General features: G+C 64.1%; 12 protein-coding genes. 3 read left to right on the plus strand and 9 right to left on the minus strand.

Features of this window, described 5'->3' with window-relative positions; all coding sequences use genetic code 11:
• Positions 1-11 precede the first annotated feature (11 nt).
• Positions 12-2,150: an anaerobic ribonucleoside-triphosphate reductase gene (gene nrdD, locus CKW09_RS02775; protein ID WP_095095503.1), complete on the minus strand. Its 2,139-nt coding sequence runs from the start codon at positions 2,148-2,150 to the stop codon at positions 12-14.
• Between the two features lie 205 nt (positions 2,151-2,355).
• Complete coding sequence (locus CKW09_RS02780) at positions 2,356-3,270, minus strand: LysR family transcriptional regulator (protein ID WP_095095506.1); 915 nt, start codon at positions 3,268-3,270, stop codon at positions 2,356-2,358.
• Between the two features lie 104 nt (positions 3,271-3,374).
• Here CKW09_RS02780 and CKW09_RS02785 point away from each other — a divergent pair, with 104 nt between their 5' ends.
• Positions 3,375-3,899 carry an NAD(P)H-dependent oxidoreductase gene (locus CKW09_RS02785; protein WP_095095508.1) on the plus strand — a complete coding sequence of 175 codons (525 nt, stop codon included), beginning with the start codon at positions 3,375-3,377 and terminating at the stop codon, positions 3,897-3,899.
• 35 nt (positions 3,900-3,934) lie between these two features.
• Here the strand turns inward: CKW09_RS02785 and treC are convergent, their stop codons facing one another.
• From treC to treR, 3 genes are all read right to left on the minus strand, one after another.
• Entirely contained in the window at positions 3,935-5,599 is a 1,665-nt protein-coding gene (treC, locus tag CKW09_RS02790) for an alpha,alpha-phosphotrehalase (RefSeq protein ID WP_095095511.1), read from the minus strand.
• Between the two features lie 119 nt (positions 5,600-5,718).
• A complete protein-coding gene (treB, locus tag CKW09_RS02795; protein WP_095095514.1) occupies positions 5,719-7,134 on the minus strand; it encodes a PTS trehalose transporter subunit IIBC in 1,416 nt (471 codons plus the stop codon).
• Positions 7,135-7,277: 143 nt separating this feature from the next.
• Positions 7,278-8,225: a trehalose operon repressor TreR gene (treR, locus tag CKW09_RS02800; RefSeq protein ID WP_095095518.1), complete on the minus strand. Its 948-nt coding sequence runs from the start codon at positions 8,223-8,225 to the stop codon at positions 7,278-7,280.
• A 414-nt stretch (positions 8,226-8,639) separates the two neighbouring features.
• Here treR and mgtA point away from each other — a divergent pair, with 414 nt between their 5' ends.
• Both mgtA and CKW09_RS02810 read left to right on the plus strand, forming a co-directional pair.
• Positions 8,640-11,351, plus strand: coding sequence for a magnesium-translocating P-type ATPase (mgtA, locus tag CKW09_RS02805; protein WP_095095521.1), 2,712 nt, complete (start codon positions 8,640-8,642; stop codon positions 11,349-11,351).
• 145 nt (positions 11,352-11,496) lie between these two features.
• Positions 11,497-13,890, plus strand: coding sequence for a beta-N-acetylhexosaminidase (locus CKW09_RS02810; RefSeq protein ID WP_095099989.1), 2,394 nt, complete (start codon positions 11,497-11,499; stop codon positions 13,888-13,890).
• Positions 13,891-13,918: 28 nt separating this feature from the next.
• On the opposite strand, the gene CKW09_RS02815 is transcribed toward CKW09_RS02810, so the two are convergent.
• From CKW09_RS02815 to CKW09_RS02830, 4 genes are all read right to left on the minus strand, one after another.
• A complete protein-coding gene (locus CKW09_RS02815) occupies positions 13,919-14,647 on the minus strand; it encodes a proteasome-type protease (RefSeq protein ID WP_061799797.1) in 729 nt (242 codons plus the stop codon).
• Positions 14,648-14,722: 75 nt separating this feature from the next.
• Positions 14,723-15,517: a transglutaminase family protein gene (locus CKW09_RS02820; protein ID WP_095095525.1), complete on the minus strand. Its 795-nt coding sequence runs from the start codon at positions 15,515-15,517 to the stop codon at positions 14,723-14,725.
• On the minus strand, positions 15,514-16,443 hold the full coding sequence (locus CKW09_RS02825) for an alpha-E domain-containing protein (protein WP_095095527.1): 930 nt from the start codon (positions 16,441-16,443) through the stop codon (positions 15,514-15,516). The genes CKW09_RS02820 and CKW09_RS02825 overlap by 4 nt, the downstream gene beginning before the upstream one ends.
• Positions 16,437-17,873: a circularly permuted type 2 ATP-grasp protein gene (locus CKW09_RS02830; protein WP_061799793.1), complete on the minus strand. Its 1,437-nt coding sequence runs from the start codon at positions 17,871-17,873 to the stop codon at positions 16,437-16,439. The genes CKW09_RS02825 and CKW09_RS02830 overlap by 7 nt, the downstream gene beginning before the upstream one ends.
• Positions 17,874-18,074 lie beyond the last annotated feature (201 nt).

Here is an 18,074-nt window from a genome sequence, read left to right on the forward strand (position 1 = left end):
AACGGGGCACCTCAGCCGAGCCGCCCGTTGTCGAGATGCTTCACCCGCCGTTTCACCTCTTCCTGCTTGCCGGCGTTGAACGGCCTGGCGTCCGGGCTGCCGAGGTAGCCGCACACCCGCCGGGTGACCGACACCTTGGACGGCTCGTGGTTGCCGCATTTCGGGCAGGTGAAGCCCTTGCTGGTGCAGGAAAACTCGCCGGTGAAGCCGCATTGGTAGCACTCGTCGATCGGCGTGTTGGTGCCGTAATAAGGCACCCGGCTGTAGCTGTAGTCCCACACGTCTTCCAGCGCCTTCAAATTGTGCTGCAGGTTGGGGTATTCGCCGTAGCAGATGAAGCCGCCGTTGGCCAACGGCGGATAGGGCGCCTCGAAGTCCAGTTTGTCGTACGGATTGACCTTTTTCTCCACGTCGAGGTGGAAGCTGTTGGTGTAGTAGCCCTTGTCGGTCACGCCCGGCACCACGCCGAAATCGGCGGTGTCCAGCCGGCAGAAGCGGTCGCACAGGTTTTCGCTCGGCGTGCTGTACAGGCTGAAGCCGTAGCCGGTTTCCGCCTTCCAGCCGTCGGTGGCGGCGCGCAGCCGTTCGACGATCGCCACCGCCTTGGCGCGCAGAGTTTCGTCGTCGTAAACGTGGGTGCCGTTGCCGAACAGCGCGTTGATGGTTTCGTGCAGGCCAATATAGCCCAGCGAGATAGAGGCGCGGCCGTTCTTGAAGATGTCGGCGATGTTGTCGTCGGCCTTCAGCCGCACGCCGCAAGCGCCTTCCATATAGAGGATCGGCGCCACCCGCGCCTTGATGCCCTCCAGCCGCGCGATGCGCGTCATCAGCGCCTTTTTCGCCAGCAGCAGGCGCCGATCGAGCAGGCTCCAGAAGCGCGCCTCGTCGCCCATCGCCTCCAGCGCGATGCGCGGCAGGTTAAGGCTGATCACGCCGATGTTGTTGCGGCCGTCGTGCACCAGCTCGCCGTTTTCCTCGTAGGTGCCGAGGAAGCTGCGGCAGCCCATCGGCGTCTTGAACGAGCCGGTGACCTTCACCACCTGATCGTAATTGAGGATGTCCGGATACATGCGTTTGCTGGCGCACTCCAGCGCCAACTGTTTGATGTCGTAGTTCGGATCGCCGTACTGGTGGTTGAGGCCGTCGCAGATGGCGAACACCAGTTTGGGGAACACGGCGGTCTTGCGGTTCTTGCCCAGCCCGGCGATGCGGTTTTTCAGGATCGAACGCTGGATCAGGCGCGATTCCCAGCAGGTGCCGAGGCCGAAGCCGAAGGTGACGAACGGCGTCTGGCCGTTGGCGGTGTGCAGGGTGTTGACCTCGTATTCCAACGACTGGAAGGCGTCGTAACACTCTTTCTCGGTGCGCGCCATGGCGTAGCCCTGCGCGTCCGGGATCTGCCATTGTTCGGCCACTTCGCGGTGCTTGCGGAAGCTTTCGCTGACGAAGGGCGCCAGGATCTCGTCGATGCGGTTAATGGTGGTGCCGCCGTAAATATGGCTGGCGACCTGGGCGATGATCTGCGCGGTAACGGCGGTGGCGGTGGAGATCGACTTCGGCGGTTCGATCTCGGCGTTGCCCATCTTGAAGCCGTTGGTCAGCATGCCTTTCAGGTCGATCAGCATGCAGTTGAACATCGGGAAGAACGGCGCGTAGTCGAGGTCGTGGTAGTGAATTTCGCCGCGCTCATGGGCCAGCACCACGTCGCGCGGCAGGATGTGCTGCTTGGCGTAGTGTTTGGCGACGATGCCGGCCAGCAGATCGCGCTGGGTCGGGATCACCTTGCTGTCCTTGTTGGCGTTTTCGTTCAGCAGCGCGCGGTTGTTTTGTTCCACCAGGCCGCGGATCTCCTGGTTCAGCCGCCCGCGCAGCTCGCGCGCCACGTCGCGATCGTGGCGGTATTCGATGTAGGCGCGCGCCAGCTGTTTGTATTCGCCGGCCATCAACTGGTTTTCCACCGCCTGCTGAATTTCATGGATATCAACGTGCTGCCGCCGCTCCATGCGCTGAGCGACCACGCGGGCGACGGTGGCGCAGTAGTCGGCGTCGACCACCCCGGCCGCCAGGGCGGCGCGTTCAATCGCCTGCGCGATGCGCGCTTCGTCAAAAGGTACCTGGCAACCGTCCCGTTTAATCACTACTGGTTTCACGTTGTGACTCCTTGTTTCCCGAAGGATAGGTTATCCACAGGGCGAAGCCGCAGCGCGCAAGGGCTGCGGCGGCGTGTGGATGATTTTGTGGATAACTACTATATATAGGTGTTTACGATTATTAATGCACTATATATAGATATCGGCGGGATTCTTTTGATGTAGGACAAGGAAAATTCAACGGCGGGCGCAAGCTGTACAGACGTCAATCGCCCGCCGGCTGCGGGCGGAAATGTTCAAGCAAAAAATCGACCCAGACGCGGACGCGCGGCGGCAGATCCGCCGAGGCGTAATACAGCCACAGCTGAACCGGGCGCGGCCAGCAGGCGGGCAGCACCGGCTGCAGGGTGCCCTGCGCGAAGTGCTTTTCGGCGTACCAGTGCGCCAGGTTGGCGATGCCCAGGCCGGCAAGCGCCGCGTCCAGCAGCATCTCCGGGCGGCTGGCCATCAGGCGGCCGTGCAGATCCAGCGTCAGCGGTTGGCCGCGTCGCTGCAGCTGCCACTTTACGCTGCGCCCGTTGGCCGGGTTGCGGTGCAGCAGGCAGTCGTGCTGCGGCAGATCCTGAGGATCCTGCGGCGCGCCGCGCTGCGCCAGATAGCCCGGCGAGGCCGCCAGCACCATCCGCATCGGGTACAGCGGCCGGGCCACCAGCCGGCTGTCGGGATCGATCCGGCTGCCGATGCCGACGTCGAAGCCTTCGCCCACCAGATTAACCACCCGCGCATCCAGCGAAAGATCGAGATCGATCTGCGGGTAGCGTTGCAGAAACAGCGGGATCAAGGGCATCAGCATCTGGCGGCCGAAGCCGGGGATCATGCTGACGCGCACGGTGCCGGCAGGGGCCTGCCGCACGCCGCCGGCGTTTTCCAGCGTGGCGGACAGCGCCTGCCACAGCGGCGCCACCTGCGCCAGCAATGCTTTGCCTTCGTCGGTCAGCACCACGTTGTGGGTGTTGCGCTGGAACAGACGCAGCGCCAGCTTTTCTTCCAGCACGCGAATGTTTTTGCTGACCGCCGCCGGGGTGACGCCCAGCTGGCGCGCAGCGGCGGAAAAGTTTTGCGTCTGGGCGGCGGCGAGAAACGCCGGCAGCAGACGATGTACGTCAAAGGGCAGCGACATGGCGGTTGATACTTTTAGTTGAAATTGATGTAACCCATCACAGCCTACACCCGCGGCGGCGGAAATGGAAAAATGCGTTATCAAATCTCAACCAAGGATGTTGTATGTCACGCATTTTAGTTTTGACCGCCCACCGCACGCCCGACGAATCGCGCATCAACCAGGCGTTGATCGCAGCGCAGCGCCCGCTGCCGAACGTTACCCTGCATGAGCTGATCCGCGCTTATCCGGATTATCGCATCGACGTGGCGCGCGAGCAGGAACTGCTGGAAGCCCATGACGCGGTAGTGATGATGTTCCCGTTCTACTGGTACAGCTCGCCGGCGATCCTCAGCGAATGGCAGGACGCGGTATTAACCTACGGTTTCGCCTACGGCAGCGAAGGCACCCGGCTGCACGGCAAACCGCTGCAGCTGGTGGTGAGCACCGGCGGCAACGCGCAGGCCTATACGCCGGAAGGTTACAACCGTTATCCGGTGGCGGATCTGCTGCGCCCGTTCAACGCCATGGCCAACCTGACCGGCATGGATTACCTGCCGCCGCATTTGGTGCAAGGGGTGTTTGACATGAGCGACGAACGGCTGGCGCAAGAGGCCGCCGGCGTGGTGCAACTGCTGCAAAAATTGTAGGGCGCAGCGGGGGGCTGCGCCCGTGAGGGAACGCTTTAGTCTTCCAGCAGCCACCATACCGCTTCGAACGGCCGCAGAGTAAGCGCCTGCGGCTGGTCCGCCGCATCGGCGTAGTTGCTCATCAGCGGGCGCCACTGGGCGGAGGGCTCCACGCCTTCCGCGCCCCACGCCTGCGGTTCGCGGCTGAGGTTGGCCGCCACCAGCAGGCGCTGGCCGTTCCAGCTGCGCTGGTAGCACCACAGCGCCGGGTGCGACGGCGCCAGATCCTGATAGTCGCCGTGGGTCAGCAGCGGGTACTGCTTGCGCAGGGTGAGCAGCTGGCGGTAGGCGTAAAATACCGAGTCCAGATCGGCCAGCGCCGCTTCGGCGTTGATCTGCGGATAGTTTTCCGCGCAGCCCAGCCAGGGCGTGCCCTGAGTGAAACCGGCGTTGGCCGCCGCGCTCCACTGCATCGGCGTGCGGCCGTTGTCGCGCGATTTGCCGGCCAGGATCGCCAGCAGCTCGGCGTCGCTCTTGCCCTGGGCGCTCAGCTCGGCGTACATGTTCAGGCTTTCCACATCGCGATACTGGCCGATGTCGCGGAAGCCCGGGTTAGTCATGCCGATCTCTTCCCCCTGATAGATATACGGCGTGCCCTGCATGCCGTGCAGCACCATCGCCAGCATTTTGGCGGCCGGCACCCGCAGCTCGCCTTCGTCGCCGAAGCGGGAAACGATGCGCGGCTGATCGTGGTTGCACCAGAACAGCGCGTTCCAGGCGCGGGCGTGCATGCCTTGCTGCCAGTGGCGGAAAATCCGCTTCAGCTCCACGTAGTCCGGCGCCGCCAGCGTCCATTTTTCTCCGCCGGCGTAGTCCACCTTCAGGTGGTGGAAGTTGAAGGTCATCGACAGCTCTTCACCGCTCTGCGCCGCGTATTGCCGGCAATGCGCCAGCGTGGTGGAGGACATCTCGCCCACGGTCATCAGGCCGCGCGGTTGGAACACCTCGCGGCTCATCTCCTGCAGGAACTCGTGAATGCGCGGGCCGTCGGTATAGAAGCGGCGGCCGTCGCCCTGGCTGTCGGACGGGAAATCCTGCCGCTTGGAGACCAGGTTGATCACGTCGAGGCGCAGGCCGTCGACGCCCTTGTCGGCCCAGAATTGGCAGACCTTCTTCAGCTCCTCGCGCACCGGCGGGTGCTCCCAGTTCAGGTCCGCCTGCTCGGTGGCGAACAGGTGCAGGTAGTACTGGCCGCTGTCGGCGTGCCACTGCCAGGCGTTGCCGCCGAACTTGGAGCGCCAGTTGTTCGGCGGTGCGTCGCCTTCGCCGTCGCGCCAGACATAGAACTGGCGGTAAGGGCTGTCGCGGTCCTGCGCGGCCCGGAACCAGGGGTGCTCGGTGGAGGTATGGTTGAACACCATGTCCATCACTATGCGGATGCCGCGCCGGTGGGCGGCGGCGATCAGATTGTCGAAATCCGCCATGCTGCCGTAGGCCGGGTCGATGGCGCAGTAGTCCGCCACGTCATAGCCGTTGTCCACCTGCGGCGAGACATACACCGGCGTCAGCCAGATGGCGTCGACGCCCAGCTCCTGCAGATAGTCCAGCCGCCGGGTGACGCCGGCCAGATCGCCGTAGCCGTTGCCGGTGCTGTCCTGAAAGCTCTTCGGGTAAATTTGGTAGATGACGCCGTTCTGCCACCAGGGGGTTGGGTTGCTCATAGCTGTATACCTTTGAATCGTGACAACGGGCCGTACCCTTCATCTTTCAAACCGCGGCGCGCTTGCCGCAGCCTGAAAGCTGTTGGGTATTTCCAGCCCCTACATTCATATCGCGTAAATTAAACCGGCAGCTCGCCGCGGGCGGCTTTGCGCTTGTAGACCATGATGGTCAGCAGCATTGGGATCACCACCGCCACCAGGATAGCCAGCGAGTAAATCAGCCAGAACTGCGGCTTGATCGACAGGATGCCCGGCAGGCCGCCGACGCCGATGCCGTTGGCCATCACGCCGTCCAGGCCGCAGATCAGGCCGGCGAAGGCCGAGCCGATCATCGCGCACAGCATCGGGAAGCGGTATTTCAGGTTGATGCCGTACATCGCCGGTTCGGTGACGCCCAGGTAGGCGGAGATCGCCGCCGGCACCGAAATCTCGCGCTCGTTGGCTTTGCGGCTGATGATGATGATGCCCAGCACCGCCGAGGCCTGCGCGATGTTGGAGAGCGCAATCAGCGGCCACACCGGGGTGCCGCCCATGCTCTGGATCATCTGCATGTCGATGGCCAGGGTGGTCTGATGCACGCCGGTGATCACCAGCGGCGCATACAGGAAGCCGAACAGCGCGGCGCCGATCGGCGCGAAGCTGCCGGTCATCACCGCTTTCACCGCCCAGGCCACGCCGTCGCCGATCATGCGGCCGAACGGCCCGATCAGCGCGTGCGCCAGGAACACCGCCAGCAGCAGGGACACCACCGGCACCACCACCAGATACAGGTAGTCGGGCACGATCTTTTTCAGCCGGGTCTCAATCCAACCCAGCGCCATGCCGGCCAGCATGGACGGGATCACCTGCGCCTGATAGCCGACTTTTTGAATGGCGAACCAGCCGAAGTTCCACACTTCCGGGATCTGCTGGCCGAGCTGATAGGAGTTCATCAGCTGCGGCGACACCAGGGTCACGCCCAGCACGATGCCGAGCACCGGCGTGCCGCCCATTTTCTTCACCGTCGACCAGCAGATGGCCACCGGCAGGAACATGAAGATCGCTTCGCCGAGCAGCCACAGGAAGTCGTAGATGGTTTTCCACGCCGGGTGCATCTGCGCCAGCGTTTGGCCGCCGGACATCGGAATGTCGCCGATCACGTTGCGGAAGCCGAGGATCAGACCGCCGCTGATCAGCGCCGGCAGCAGCGGGAAGAAGATTTCAGCGAAGTGGGCGATGGCGCGCTCGCTCCAGGTCATATTCTGACGCGCGGCGACCTTGGCCTGTTCCTTGTCGGCCTCGTTGAGGCCGGTGGTGGCGATCAGCGCCTGGTAGTAATCGTCGACCTCGGGGCCGATCACCACCTGGAACTGCCCGGCGTTGGTGAAGCAGCCTTTGACCATCGGCAGCTCTTCGATTTCTTTCGGTTTGGCCTGGTTGGGATCGTTGAGGACGAAACGTAATCGGGTAATACAATGGCTGACGGTGGCGATATTCTCGCGGCCGCCCACCAAAACAATCAGGCGATCGATGTCCTGCTGTTTTACTTTGCTCATTATTGGATACCTTTATTGGCTAAGGCGCAGAGGTGTTGGCTGAGTAATGATCAAAGCTTAGTCATTCGGCTTTTTTTATGAAATGGGAACGTTCCCGGTTTGGGGCGAGGATCACAAAATGACAAAATATGTGCATTTTTCACTCAGGAAAGTTTGCTGGGCACCACAATGCGCCGAATGCCTTGCTCGCCGCTGAGCTGAGCCAGCAGCTGTTGCGCCGCCTGCAAGCCGGCGCTGCCGTAGCCGAATTCGACCGACAGGGTGTCGGGGAACAGGAAGCTGAGCAGCGGGGTGTTGCCGATGGCGCACACCTGAATGCGCTGCGCAGGCTGCTGCTGCAGGTATTTGATGGCGCCCAGGGCGATGCTGTCGGAGGCGCAGATCAGCGCGCTGGTTTGCGGGTCGATCACCTCGGCGGCGCGCTGGAAGCCGCTCTGGTAATTCAGTTCGCCCAGGGCCGCGCGCGGCGCCAGCTGCAGGCGCTCGCAGGCGGCGAGATAGGCCTGATAGCGGCGCTGGCCGGTGGTGGCGTCGCTCAGCTGCACGCCGAGGTAGCTGATATGTCGATGCCCCTGTTTATGCAGGCGGTCCATCAGCAGGTTGACCGCGCCGGCGTCGTCGTAGCAAACGGAAGAAAAGCCGTCGTACTCGCGCACCATCACCACCATTTTTTCCTGCCAGGGGCTGAGCATCGCCGCGCTCAGCCCGGTGAAGCCGAACAGGATCACCCCGTCGACGTTGCGCTGCTGCAGCACGTGCAGGTGTTCCTGCACCAGGCGGGTTTCGAACTGGCTCTCCATCACGATCGGGTCGAAGCCCTGCTGATACAGCAGCGGCAGCATGGTGCGCACCGCCTGGTTTTCCGACGGCGAATCGAGGCGCGAAACGATAATGCCCACCACCTTGTCGCTTTGGCCGCGCATGGCGCGCGCCGACTTGGAGGGGGTAAACCCCTGCTGACGGATCACCGCTTCCACCCGTTCGCGGGTCTGCGGGCTCACGCTGCCTTCGTTGTTCAACACGCGCGATACGGTGGATTTTCCTACGCCGCTCAGGCGTGCGATGTCCTTGATGGTCAGCCGGTTTTGCATGGTTTACATTTCGTTGAGGTTAACAGGCGTAAACTTGCCGCCTGTGATTAATGCTCGTCAGCATAGCCTATTTTCCCCCCGGGATCTTGATGCAATGCGGCGATTGTGGCACTGCGCTGAACGGCCGCTCCTGTCGTTCGATCTTTTCATTTACCGGAGGTTATTCCCCATATGGACCCCGATCCGACCGCTTTAGACACTCACTCGGTTTACCGGTAAAACCTCTCCGCCTGGCGCTGCTGTTTTACCGGTGATGTAAACGGTAACCGGTAGCGCACGCTCTGTCGTTCGCTCCTGCTGTTATGAAAAACAAGGATCTGCTCCGGCAGCGGTTTTTGGCGCGCCCAAAACCTGGCCCCGGGCGGTCCCGCGTTCACCCGCCGCCGTGAGGCGCCGGGCGACGAGGTGCGAACCATGAAACTCAAAAAACTTCCCCGTCAGCTGCTGGGCATGCTCAGCCGCAACCTGCCGCGCCGCCTGGTGCGGCGCGACAGCCTGCTCGATGGCGTCAGTGGCGCGGCGAATGCCGCCATGCCGGCCGGTCTGGCGCAGCAGCGCCTGGCGTGCGCCGCCGCCGATGCCATGGCGCTGTACGAACGTTTTCACAGCCACCCGGAAGGCATCACCGCCCACGAGGCGGAGCTGGCGCGCCGGCGCTGCGGCGAAAACATCATCGACGATCGGCAGCAAGAGGCCTGGTGGCAACACCTGTGGCACTGCTATCGCAACCCGTTCAACCTGTTGCTGACCGCGCTCGGCATGATCTCTTACGCCACCGAGGATCTGACCGGCGCGCTGGTGATCGCCCTGATGGTGGCGATCTCCACGCTGCTGAATTTCATTCAGGAGGCGCGCTCCAACCGGGCGGCGGATGCGCTGAAGGCGATGGTCAGCAATACCGCCACGGTTTACCGCAGCGACGCGATCACCGGCAAAAGCGAGCATGTTGAACTGCCGATCTCGCAGCTGGTGCCGGGCGACATCATCAAGCTGGCGGCCGGCGACATGATCCCGGCGGATCTGCGCGTGCTGTCGGCCAAGGATCTGTTTATCAGCCAGGCGGCGCTGACCGGCGAATCCCTGCCGGTGGAGAAGGGCGCCGCGCCGGGCGAGCGGGCGGAGGATCCGCTCGACTGCCGCAACCTGTGCTTCATGGGCACCAACGTGGTGAGCGGCACCGCGCTGGCGATGGTGATCGGCACCGGCGGCGACACCTACTTCGGCCAGCTGGCGCAGCGCGTCACCAGCCAGGACGAGCAGCCGAACGCCTTCCAGACCGGCATCGGCAAGGTCAGCTGGCTGCTGATCCGCTTTATGCTGGTGATGACCCCGATCGTGCTGCTGATCAACGGCTACACCAAGGGCGACTGGTGGGAGGCGGCGCTGTTTGCGCTGTCGGTGGCGGTCGGGCTGACGCCGGAAATGCTGCCGATGATCGTCACCTCGACGCTGGCCAAAGGGGCGGTGAAGCTGTCGCGCCAGAAGGTGATCGTCAAACGGCTGGACGCCATCCAGAACTTCGGCGCCATGGACATCCTGTGCACCGATAAAACCGGCACCCTGACCCAGGACAAAATCGTGCTGGAGCGCCACACCGACGTGTTTGGCGCCAGCAGCGAGCGGGTGCTGCGCTACGCCTGGCTCAACAGCTTCTACCAGACCGGGCTGAAAAATCTGCTCGACGTGGCGGTGCTGAGCTGCGCGGAGCAAAACCGCCAGCCGGAGGCGCTGCAGCACTACCGCAAAGTGGACGAGATCCCGTTTGATTTCGAACGCCGCCGCATGTCGGTGGTGGTGGCCAGGGACAACCACTATCACGAGCTGGTGTGCAAGGGCGCGCTGGAGGAAATGCTGGCTGTCTGCCGCCACGTGCGGCAGGGCGATGAGGTTCAGCCGCTCAGCGAGGCGCTGCTGGCGCGCATTCGCCGCATTACCGACGCTCTCAACCAGCAGGGGCTGCGGGTGGTGGCGGTGGCCAACAAGATCCTGCCGGCGCAACCCCATGAATACGGCGTGGCGGATGAGTCGGATCTGATCCTCGAAGGTTACGTCGCCTTTCTCGATCCGCCGAAAGAGAGCACCGCTCCGGCGCTGGCGGCGCTGAAGCAAAACGGCATCAGGGTGAAGATCCTCACCGGCGACAACGCGCTGGTGGCCGCCAAGGTGTGTCGCGACGTCGGGCTGGAGGCGGATCATCCGCTGTGCGGGCCGGAAATCGAACGGATGAGCGACGAGCAGCTGGCGCAGGCGGCGGCGCACACCACGGTGTTCGCCAAGCTGACGCCGCTGCATAAGGAACGCATCGTTAAACTGCTGCGCGGCCAGGGGCACGTGGTGGGCTTTATGGGCGACGGCATCAACGACGCGCCGGCGCTGCGCGCGGCCGATATCGGCATCTCCGTCGACTCGGCGGTGGACATCGCCAAGGAAGCGGCGGACATCATCCTGCTGGAAAAAAGCCTGATGGTGCTGGAACAAGGGGTGATTGAAGGGCGCCGCACCTTCGCCAACATGCTGAAGTACATCAAGATGACCGCCAGCTCCAACTTCGGCAACGTGTTCAGCGTGTTGATCGCCAGCGCCTTCCTGCCGTTCCTGCCGATGCTGCCGCTGCACCTGCTGATCCAGAACCTGATGTACGATATTTCGCAGATCGCCATCCCGTTCGACAACGTCGACGACGATCAGATAACCCGGCCGCAGCGCTGGAACTCCGGCGATATCGGGCGCTTTATGGTGTTTTTTGGGCCGATCAGCTCGATCTTCGACGTGCTGACCTTCGGCCTGATGTGGTGGGTGTTCAAGGCCAATACGCCGGAAATGCAGACGCTGTTCCAGTCCGGCTGGTTCGTTGAAGGGCTGCTGTCGCAGACGCTGATCGTGCATATGATCCGCACGCGCAAAATTCCGTTTATCCAGAGCCGCCCGTCCTGGCCGCTGTGCATCATGACCCTGGCGGTGATCGTGACCGGCATCGGCCTGGTGTTCTCGCCGCTGGCCGGTTTCCTGCAGCTGCAGGCGCTGCCGCTCGGCTACTTCCCATGGCTGGTGCTGATCCTGGCGGGCTACATGGTGCTGACCCAGTGCGTGAAGGGTTGGTTCGTGCGCCGCTACGGCTGGCAATAATCTCCGCGCCTCTCTTCCGCACGGAAGAGGGGCGATTGTGATCCAGCCCGCTTTTTCACCGCCGCAGTTGGACATCGGTTTTATCCTCGGTCTTTATCTACAGCGTTGGCTGTTTTTATTGATGTTTTCCTCTGAGGAATTTCCGATGCGCAGACCTTTCCGTTATACGCTACTGGCTTCATCGTTATGGTTTTCTTGCGGCGTGCTGGCGCAGCCGGCCGGCGAGCTGCCGCTGATGCCCTGGCCGCAGCAGGTTGAGCCGGCTCAACCGGCGGGCAGGCTGGCGCTGGATCACCGGCTGTCGTTAAGCCTGCAGGGCGACGACCTGGGCGACGCGCTGCCGCGCTGGCGCCAGCGCATCGAACTGCAAACCGGCTGGACCCTGGCGCCGCAGGCGGAAAGCGCCGGGGGCGCGGCCATCGACATCGTCATCAAAGACAAAGTGGCGGCGCAGCCGCTGCCGGGCAGCGACGAGAGCTACCGGCTGACGGTCGCCCCGCAGGGGGTTACCCTCACCGCCAACACCCGCTTCGGCGCGCTGCGCGGCATGGAAACCCTGCTGCAGCTGCTGCAGACCGACGGAGAAAACACCTTCCTGCCGCTGGTGAACATCACCGACGTGCCGCGTTTCCCGTGGCGCGGCGTGCTGCTGGATTCGGTGCGCCATTTCCTGCCGGTGACGGATATTTTGCGCCAGCTCGACGGCATGGCGGCGGCCAAGCTCAACGTCTTCCACTGGCACCTGACCGACGATCAGGGTTGGCGCTTCGCCTCGCAGCGTTACCCCAAACTGCAACGGCTGGCCAGCGACGGCCAGTTCTATAGCCGCGAGCAGATGCGGCAGGTGGTGGCCTACGCCACGGCGCGCGGCATCCGCGTGGTGCCGGAGATCGACCTGCCGGGGCACGCCGCGAGCATCGCGGTGGCCTACCCGGCGCTGATGAGCGCGCCGGGGCCGTACCGCATGGAGCGCCAGTGGGGCGTACACAAGCCGACGCTCGATCCGACCCGCGACGAGGTTTATCGGTTTGTCGAGACGATCATCGGCGAACTGGCGGCGATCTTCCCGGATCCTTATCTGCATATCGGCGGCGATGAGGTCGACGCCAGCCAGTGGAAAGCGTCGCCGTCCATTCAGGCGTTCATGCGGCGACATCAGCTGGCGGATACCCACGCGCTGCAGGCCTACTTCAACCAGCGGCTGGAAAAAATCCTCGAGAAGCACCAGCGGCAGATGGTCGGCTGGGACGAGATTTATCACCCGTCGCTGCCGCGTTCGATCGTGATCCAGTCCTGGCAGGGACAGGATTCGCTCGGCGCCAGCGCGCAGGACGGCTATCAGGGCATTCTGTCGACCGGTTTCTACGTCGACCAGCCGCAGAGCACCGCCTATCACTACCGCAATGAAATCCTGCCGCAGCCGTTGGGGGTGGAAACCGCGGTACAGCCCGGCGAGCAGGCGCAGAGCTGGCGGTTCAGCATGCCGCGCCTGAAGGGCAGCGCGGTGGCGGGCAGCTTTACCCTGATCGAGGGCCGGCAGGGCTGGCGCGGTTTTATCGACTTCGACGGCAAGTCGCGCCGCGCGCTGCACGACATCGTCTGGCGCACGCCGCAGCAGGTCAGCTTCCGTCTCGACACCTGGATGGGCGACACGCGGCCGGTATTCACCCTGCAGCAGGATAAGCTCAGCGGCTACACGCTGGTCGGCAACGTGCGTTACCCCACCAGCGGCAGCAAATTGGCGGCTGTCCCGCCGGGCAAAGCGCCGGTGTTGCCGGGCGAGAAGCGGCAGGCCAATATTCTCGGCGGCGAGGCGGCGCTGTGGGCGGAAAACGTTCGCGCGCCGCTGCTCGATCTCAAGCTGTGGCCGCGCGGCTTTGCGGTGGCGGAGCGGCTGTGGTCGGCTAAAGACGTCACCGACGAAAGCAACATGTACCGGCGGCTGGCGGCGATCGACGCCTGGTCGGTGGTGTCGGTCGGCCTGCAGCAGCACGCCGAAACCGCGCGCGAGTTCACCCGGCTGGCCAACAGCGTGGAGATCGCGCCGCTGCAGATCCTGGCCGAGGCGCTGGAGCCGGCGCAGTACTACACCCGCCAGCACCTGAAGTTCAAGGCGGGCAATTATCATCAGTTCGAGCCGCTCAATCGCTTCGCCGACGCCCTGCCGCCGGAAAGCAACGCGGTGCGCGAGATGGGGCAGCAGGTGGCGGCGCTGTTGCGGGACAAGAACAACCGGGCGGCGGCGCAGGCGCTGCGCGAACGCCTGCTGCGCTGGCAGCTGAACGGCGCGCCGGCAAAAACGTCGATCGCCGGCAACCGGGTGATGCAGGCGTTGGCGCCGGTGGCGCAGGACGTCGGCGCGCTGTCGACGCTGGGGCTGATGCTGCTGGAGCGCTACCGGCAGGGCAAACCGCTGAGCGGCGCCGAGGCCGAACAGGCACAGCGGCAGCTGGATGCGGCGGCGCAGGTGCGCGACGAGGTGGTGATCGCGGCGGTGTATCCGCTGGAGGCGCTGCTGCGCGGCCTGCGGGCGGAATAACCGTGGCGGGGCGCGGCAGGCCGAGCCCTTAAAGCGCCAGCGGCGGCAGCTGTTTGAAAATGCTGACCAGCCCTTCGCCCCAGCCTTTGCGGATGGCGCTGAAGTGCGGGTGATCTTCGGTGATGCGGTATTGCTGGGCGCTGCTGAAGCTGCCGCGCGGGTAGATCATCACGTCGAGCGGCAGGCCGACCGACAGGTTGCTGCGCAGGGTCGAATCCAGCGAGATCAGCGCGCACTGCATCGCCTGCTCCAGCGGGGTGTCGTAGTTCAGCACCCGGTCGATGATCGGCTTGCCGTATTTGCTTTCGCCGATCTGGAAGTAGGGGGTGTCGCGGGTGGCTTCGATAAAGTTGCCCTGCGGGTAGATATGGAACAGCCGCATCTCTTCGCCGCGGATCTGGCCGCCGAGCAGCAGGTTGCAGCTGAAGTCGGTGGTGCTGCCGCTCTGCTGCGCCTCGCTGTCGCGCTGGATCACTTCGCGCACCGTTTCGCCCACCAGGCTGGCGGCTTCGTACAGGCTGGGCGCGTTGAGCAGGCTGGGGCGCTCGGCGTCCTGGCTGCGGCGCAGCAGCAGGCTGATGATGCTCTGGGTGGTCGCCAGATTGCCGGCGCTCTGCAGCACCAGCGTGCGTTCGCCGTCCTGCTGGAACACGTGCAGTTTGCGGAAGGTGGAGATATGGTCCACCCCGGCGTTGGTGCGCGAATCGGAAGCAAAGACCAGCCCGGACGACAAGCGCATGGCCACACAATAGGTCATACCACAATTCCTCGATACAAGACTGGCACGCCGCCAAACGCCAGCGTGCCCGAAACTTGCGCCGGCGGCAAGCGGCTACTGGCCGGCCGGCATCATCTGCACCGCGGCGACGGTGCGCATGTCCTCGCAGCCGCCGCCCAGCCGCATGCCGCGCACCGGGCAGGCGTCCAGGTAATCGATGCCCACCGCCAGTTTGAGGTGCTGATTCGGCAGGCGGGTGTTGTTGGTAATGTCGAAGCTGTGCCAGCGGTCTTCCACCCAGGCCTCCGCCCAGGCGTGGGTGGCGACGTGGGTGGAGTCTTCGCTGTACAGATAGCCGCTGACGTAGCGCGCCGGAATGTTCAGGCTGCGGCAGCAGGCCAGAAATACGTGGGTATGATCCTGGCAGACCCCGCTGCCGGTGGCGAAGGCGTCGACGGCGCTGTCGGTCACCTGGGTGGCGCCCGGGCTGTAGGGCATTTTCAGCAGCAGCTCGCCCATCAGCCGTTCCAACCCGGCCAGCACCGCCTGCGGCTGGTGGTAGCGCAGGGCGAAGGCCTGGATGGCGGCGTCGGGCTGGGTCAGCGGGCTGTAGCGCAGGAACACCAGCGGCGACAGATGGCCCAGCGCCAGATCGTCGACGTCGTCTTCGATTTCCACCACCCCCTGCGCCTGAATGGTGATCGCCTGATGCGGCTCGTCGAGCGTCAGCACGTGCAGCACGTTGCCGAAGGCGTCGGTGGTGCGCACCGCGTGCTCCGGCAGCGTCAGCTGCCAGGAGAGAATGCGCTGGTGCCGGGAATTCTGCGGCGTCAGCCGCAGGTATTGGGTGCTGCGCTGCACCTGCTGCGCGTAGCGGTAATGGGTGCTGTGCTCAATGTTCAGTTTCATTGCGCCTCCAGATAGGTGTGGTGAATGCTTTCGGCAATGCCGCTGACCTGCCCGAGGAAGGCGTCCAGCCAGTCGTTCAGGCCGATCCGGTTCAGATCCTTCATGCTGCTGAAGCGCAGCTCGGCGTGCAGGGTGTGCGCCAGGCGGCGCGGCCGATTGGCGCTGTCGCCGCCGATCTGCTCCAACTGCTGCACCATGTCGCCGACGCAGGCCAGCAGCGAGCGCGGGATCTCGTTGCGCAGGATCATCAGCTCGGCGATGGTTTCCCGGCTCAGCTGCTGCTTGTAGATGCTGTGATAGGCTTCGCGCGCGCTCACCGCCCGCAGCAGCGTGTCCATGCGGTAGTATTCGCGCACCGGGTCGCCGTCGCCGTCCATCAGCGCGTTCTTCACCCCCAGCAGGCGGGCGGTGCCGTCGGCCCGCTCCAGCAGGGTGCCGAGGCGAATAAAGCACATGGCGTCGCTGCGCAGCAGGGTGCCGAACATCGCGCCGCGGAACAGGTGCGAGCGCTCCTTCACCCAGTCGAAGAAGGCGTCGGCGCCGACCGAACCGATGCCCTGGCGGCGGATCAGCTTCATCTCGATCCAGGTGGCGTTGATGCTCTCCCAGACTTCGGAAGACAGGCTGCCGCGCACCGCGTGGGCGTTGTTCCAGCCCATCTGCAGGCAGCTGTAGATGCTGCTGTGGTTGCGGCTGTCTAGGGCGAAGAAACTCACCAGGTTGGCCATCGTCAGCTCGGGGTAGGCGGCGGCGTACAGCTGGCCGGTGCCGGTAAGATCGAGCGGCACCTGCAGATCCCGATCGCCGCCGTCGCGGATCGGCATCATCGACAGCTTGTTGGTAACGTCGAGCACCCGGGCGATGCTTTCCGCCCGCTCCAGATAGCGGGCCATCCAATAGAGTTCACTGGCGGTGCGGCTCAGCATGCGTCGTCCTCCAATACCCAGGTGTCCTTGGTGCCGCCGCCCTGCGACGAGTTCACCACCAGCGAACCTTCCGCCAGCGCCACCCGGGTCAGGCCGCCGGGCACCAGGCGGATCTCCGCGCCGCTCAGGGCGAACGGCCGCAGGTCGATATGGCGCGGCGCCAGGCCGTCGTTGACGAAGGTCGGGCAGGTGGAGAGCGCCAGGGTGTTTTGCGCGATGTAGTTCTGCGGCCGGGCCTGCAGCAGCGCGCGGAAGGTGGCGATCTCGTCCTTGCTGGCCGCCGGGCCGATCAGCATGCCGTAGCCGCCGGCGCCGTGCACCTCTTTCACCACCATCTGCTCCAGGTTGGCCAGCACGTACGACAGCTCGTTCGGGTGCCGGCACTGCCAGGTCGGCACGTTGTTGAGGATCGGCTCTTCCTGCAGATAGAAACGCACCATGTCCGGCACATAGGGGTAGATCGACTTGTCGTCGGCCACCCCGGTGCCGATGGCGTTGGCCAGCACCACGTTGCCGGCGCGGTACACCGACAGCAGCCCCGGCACGCCGAGCATCGAATCCGGGCGGAACGCCAGCGGATCGAGGAAGGCGTCGTCCACCCGGCGGTAGATCACGTCGACCTTGCACGGCCCGGCGGTGGTGCGCATAAACACCGCGCCGTCCTTGACGAACAGGTCGGCGCTTTCCACCAGCTCCACCCCCATCTGCTGCGCCAGGAAGCTGTGCTCGAAGTAGGCGCTGTTGAAGCGGCCGGGCGTCAGCACCACCACGGTCGGATCGTTTTTCGGCGAGCTTTCGCGCAGGGTCTGCAGCAGGTGCGAGGGGTAGCGCTCCACCGGCGCGATGCGCTGCCGGGCGAACAGCTCGGGGTACAGCCGCATCATCATTTTGCGGTTTTCCAGCATGTAGGAAACCCCGGACGGGGTGCGCAGGTTGTCCTCCAGCACGTAGTACTGGCCGTCGCTGTTGCGCACCATGTCCACGCCGACGATATGCGCATAGATATTGCGGTGCAGATCGACGCCCTGCATGCAGGGCTGATATTGATCGTTGGCCAGCACCTGCTCCGCCGGAATGATGCCGGCTTTCAGAATGTGCTGCTGGTGGTAGATATCGTGCAGGAAGGCGTTCAGCGCCTGCACGCGCTGGCGAATGCCGCGATCGAGCATCGCCCATTCGGCGGCCGGGATGATGCGCGGCACGCTGTCGAACGGGATCAGCCGCTCGGCGCCGTCGTCTTCGCCATAGACGTTAAAGGTAATGCCCACCCGGTGAAACAGCAGCGCGGCCTCTTCCCGCTTGCGTTGCACGGCCTGGTGGTCGGCCTGCTGCAGCCAATGCCAGTAAGCTGCGTAATGGCCCCGGTGTTTCCCCTCAGCCAGAAGCATCTCATCAAAAAACGGTGAAGCGGACAGATTGATATTCAGCATCGTCACCTCGTCGACATTGCAGGCTGTCAATCAATCGAGCATAAAATGTGCCAAGGTGAGAAAGGGGCGGAAATGGCGCGTTTCAGGCGGCAAAAAGCACGCTTTGGGTGCAAGGCCGGGTGGGGATGCCTTGAAACGGGGCGAATGGGGGCGTGGATGGTCGTTGATGGTTCAGCGTCGGCAAATGAAAACGGCCAGCCG

The sequence above is a fragment of the Serratia ficaria genome, from assembly GCF_900187015.1.
Lineage (GTDB): Bacteria > Pseudomonadota > Gammaproteobacteria > Enterobacterales > Enterobacteriaceae > Serratia > Serratia ficaria.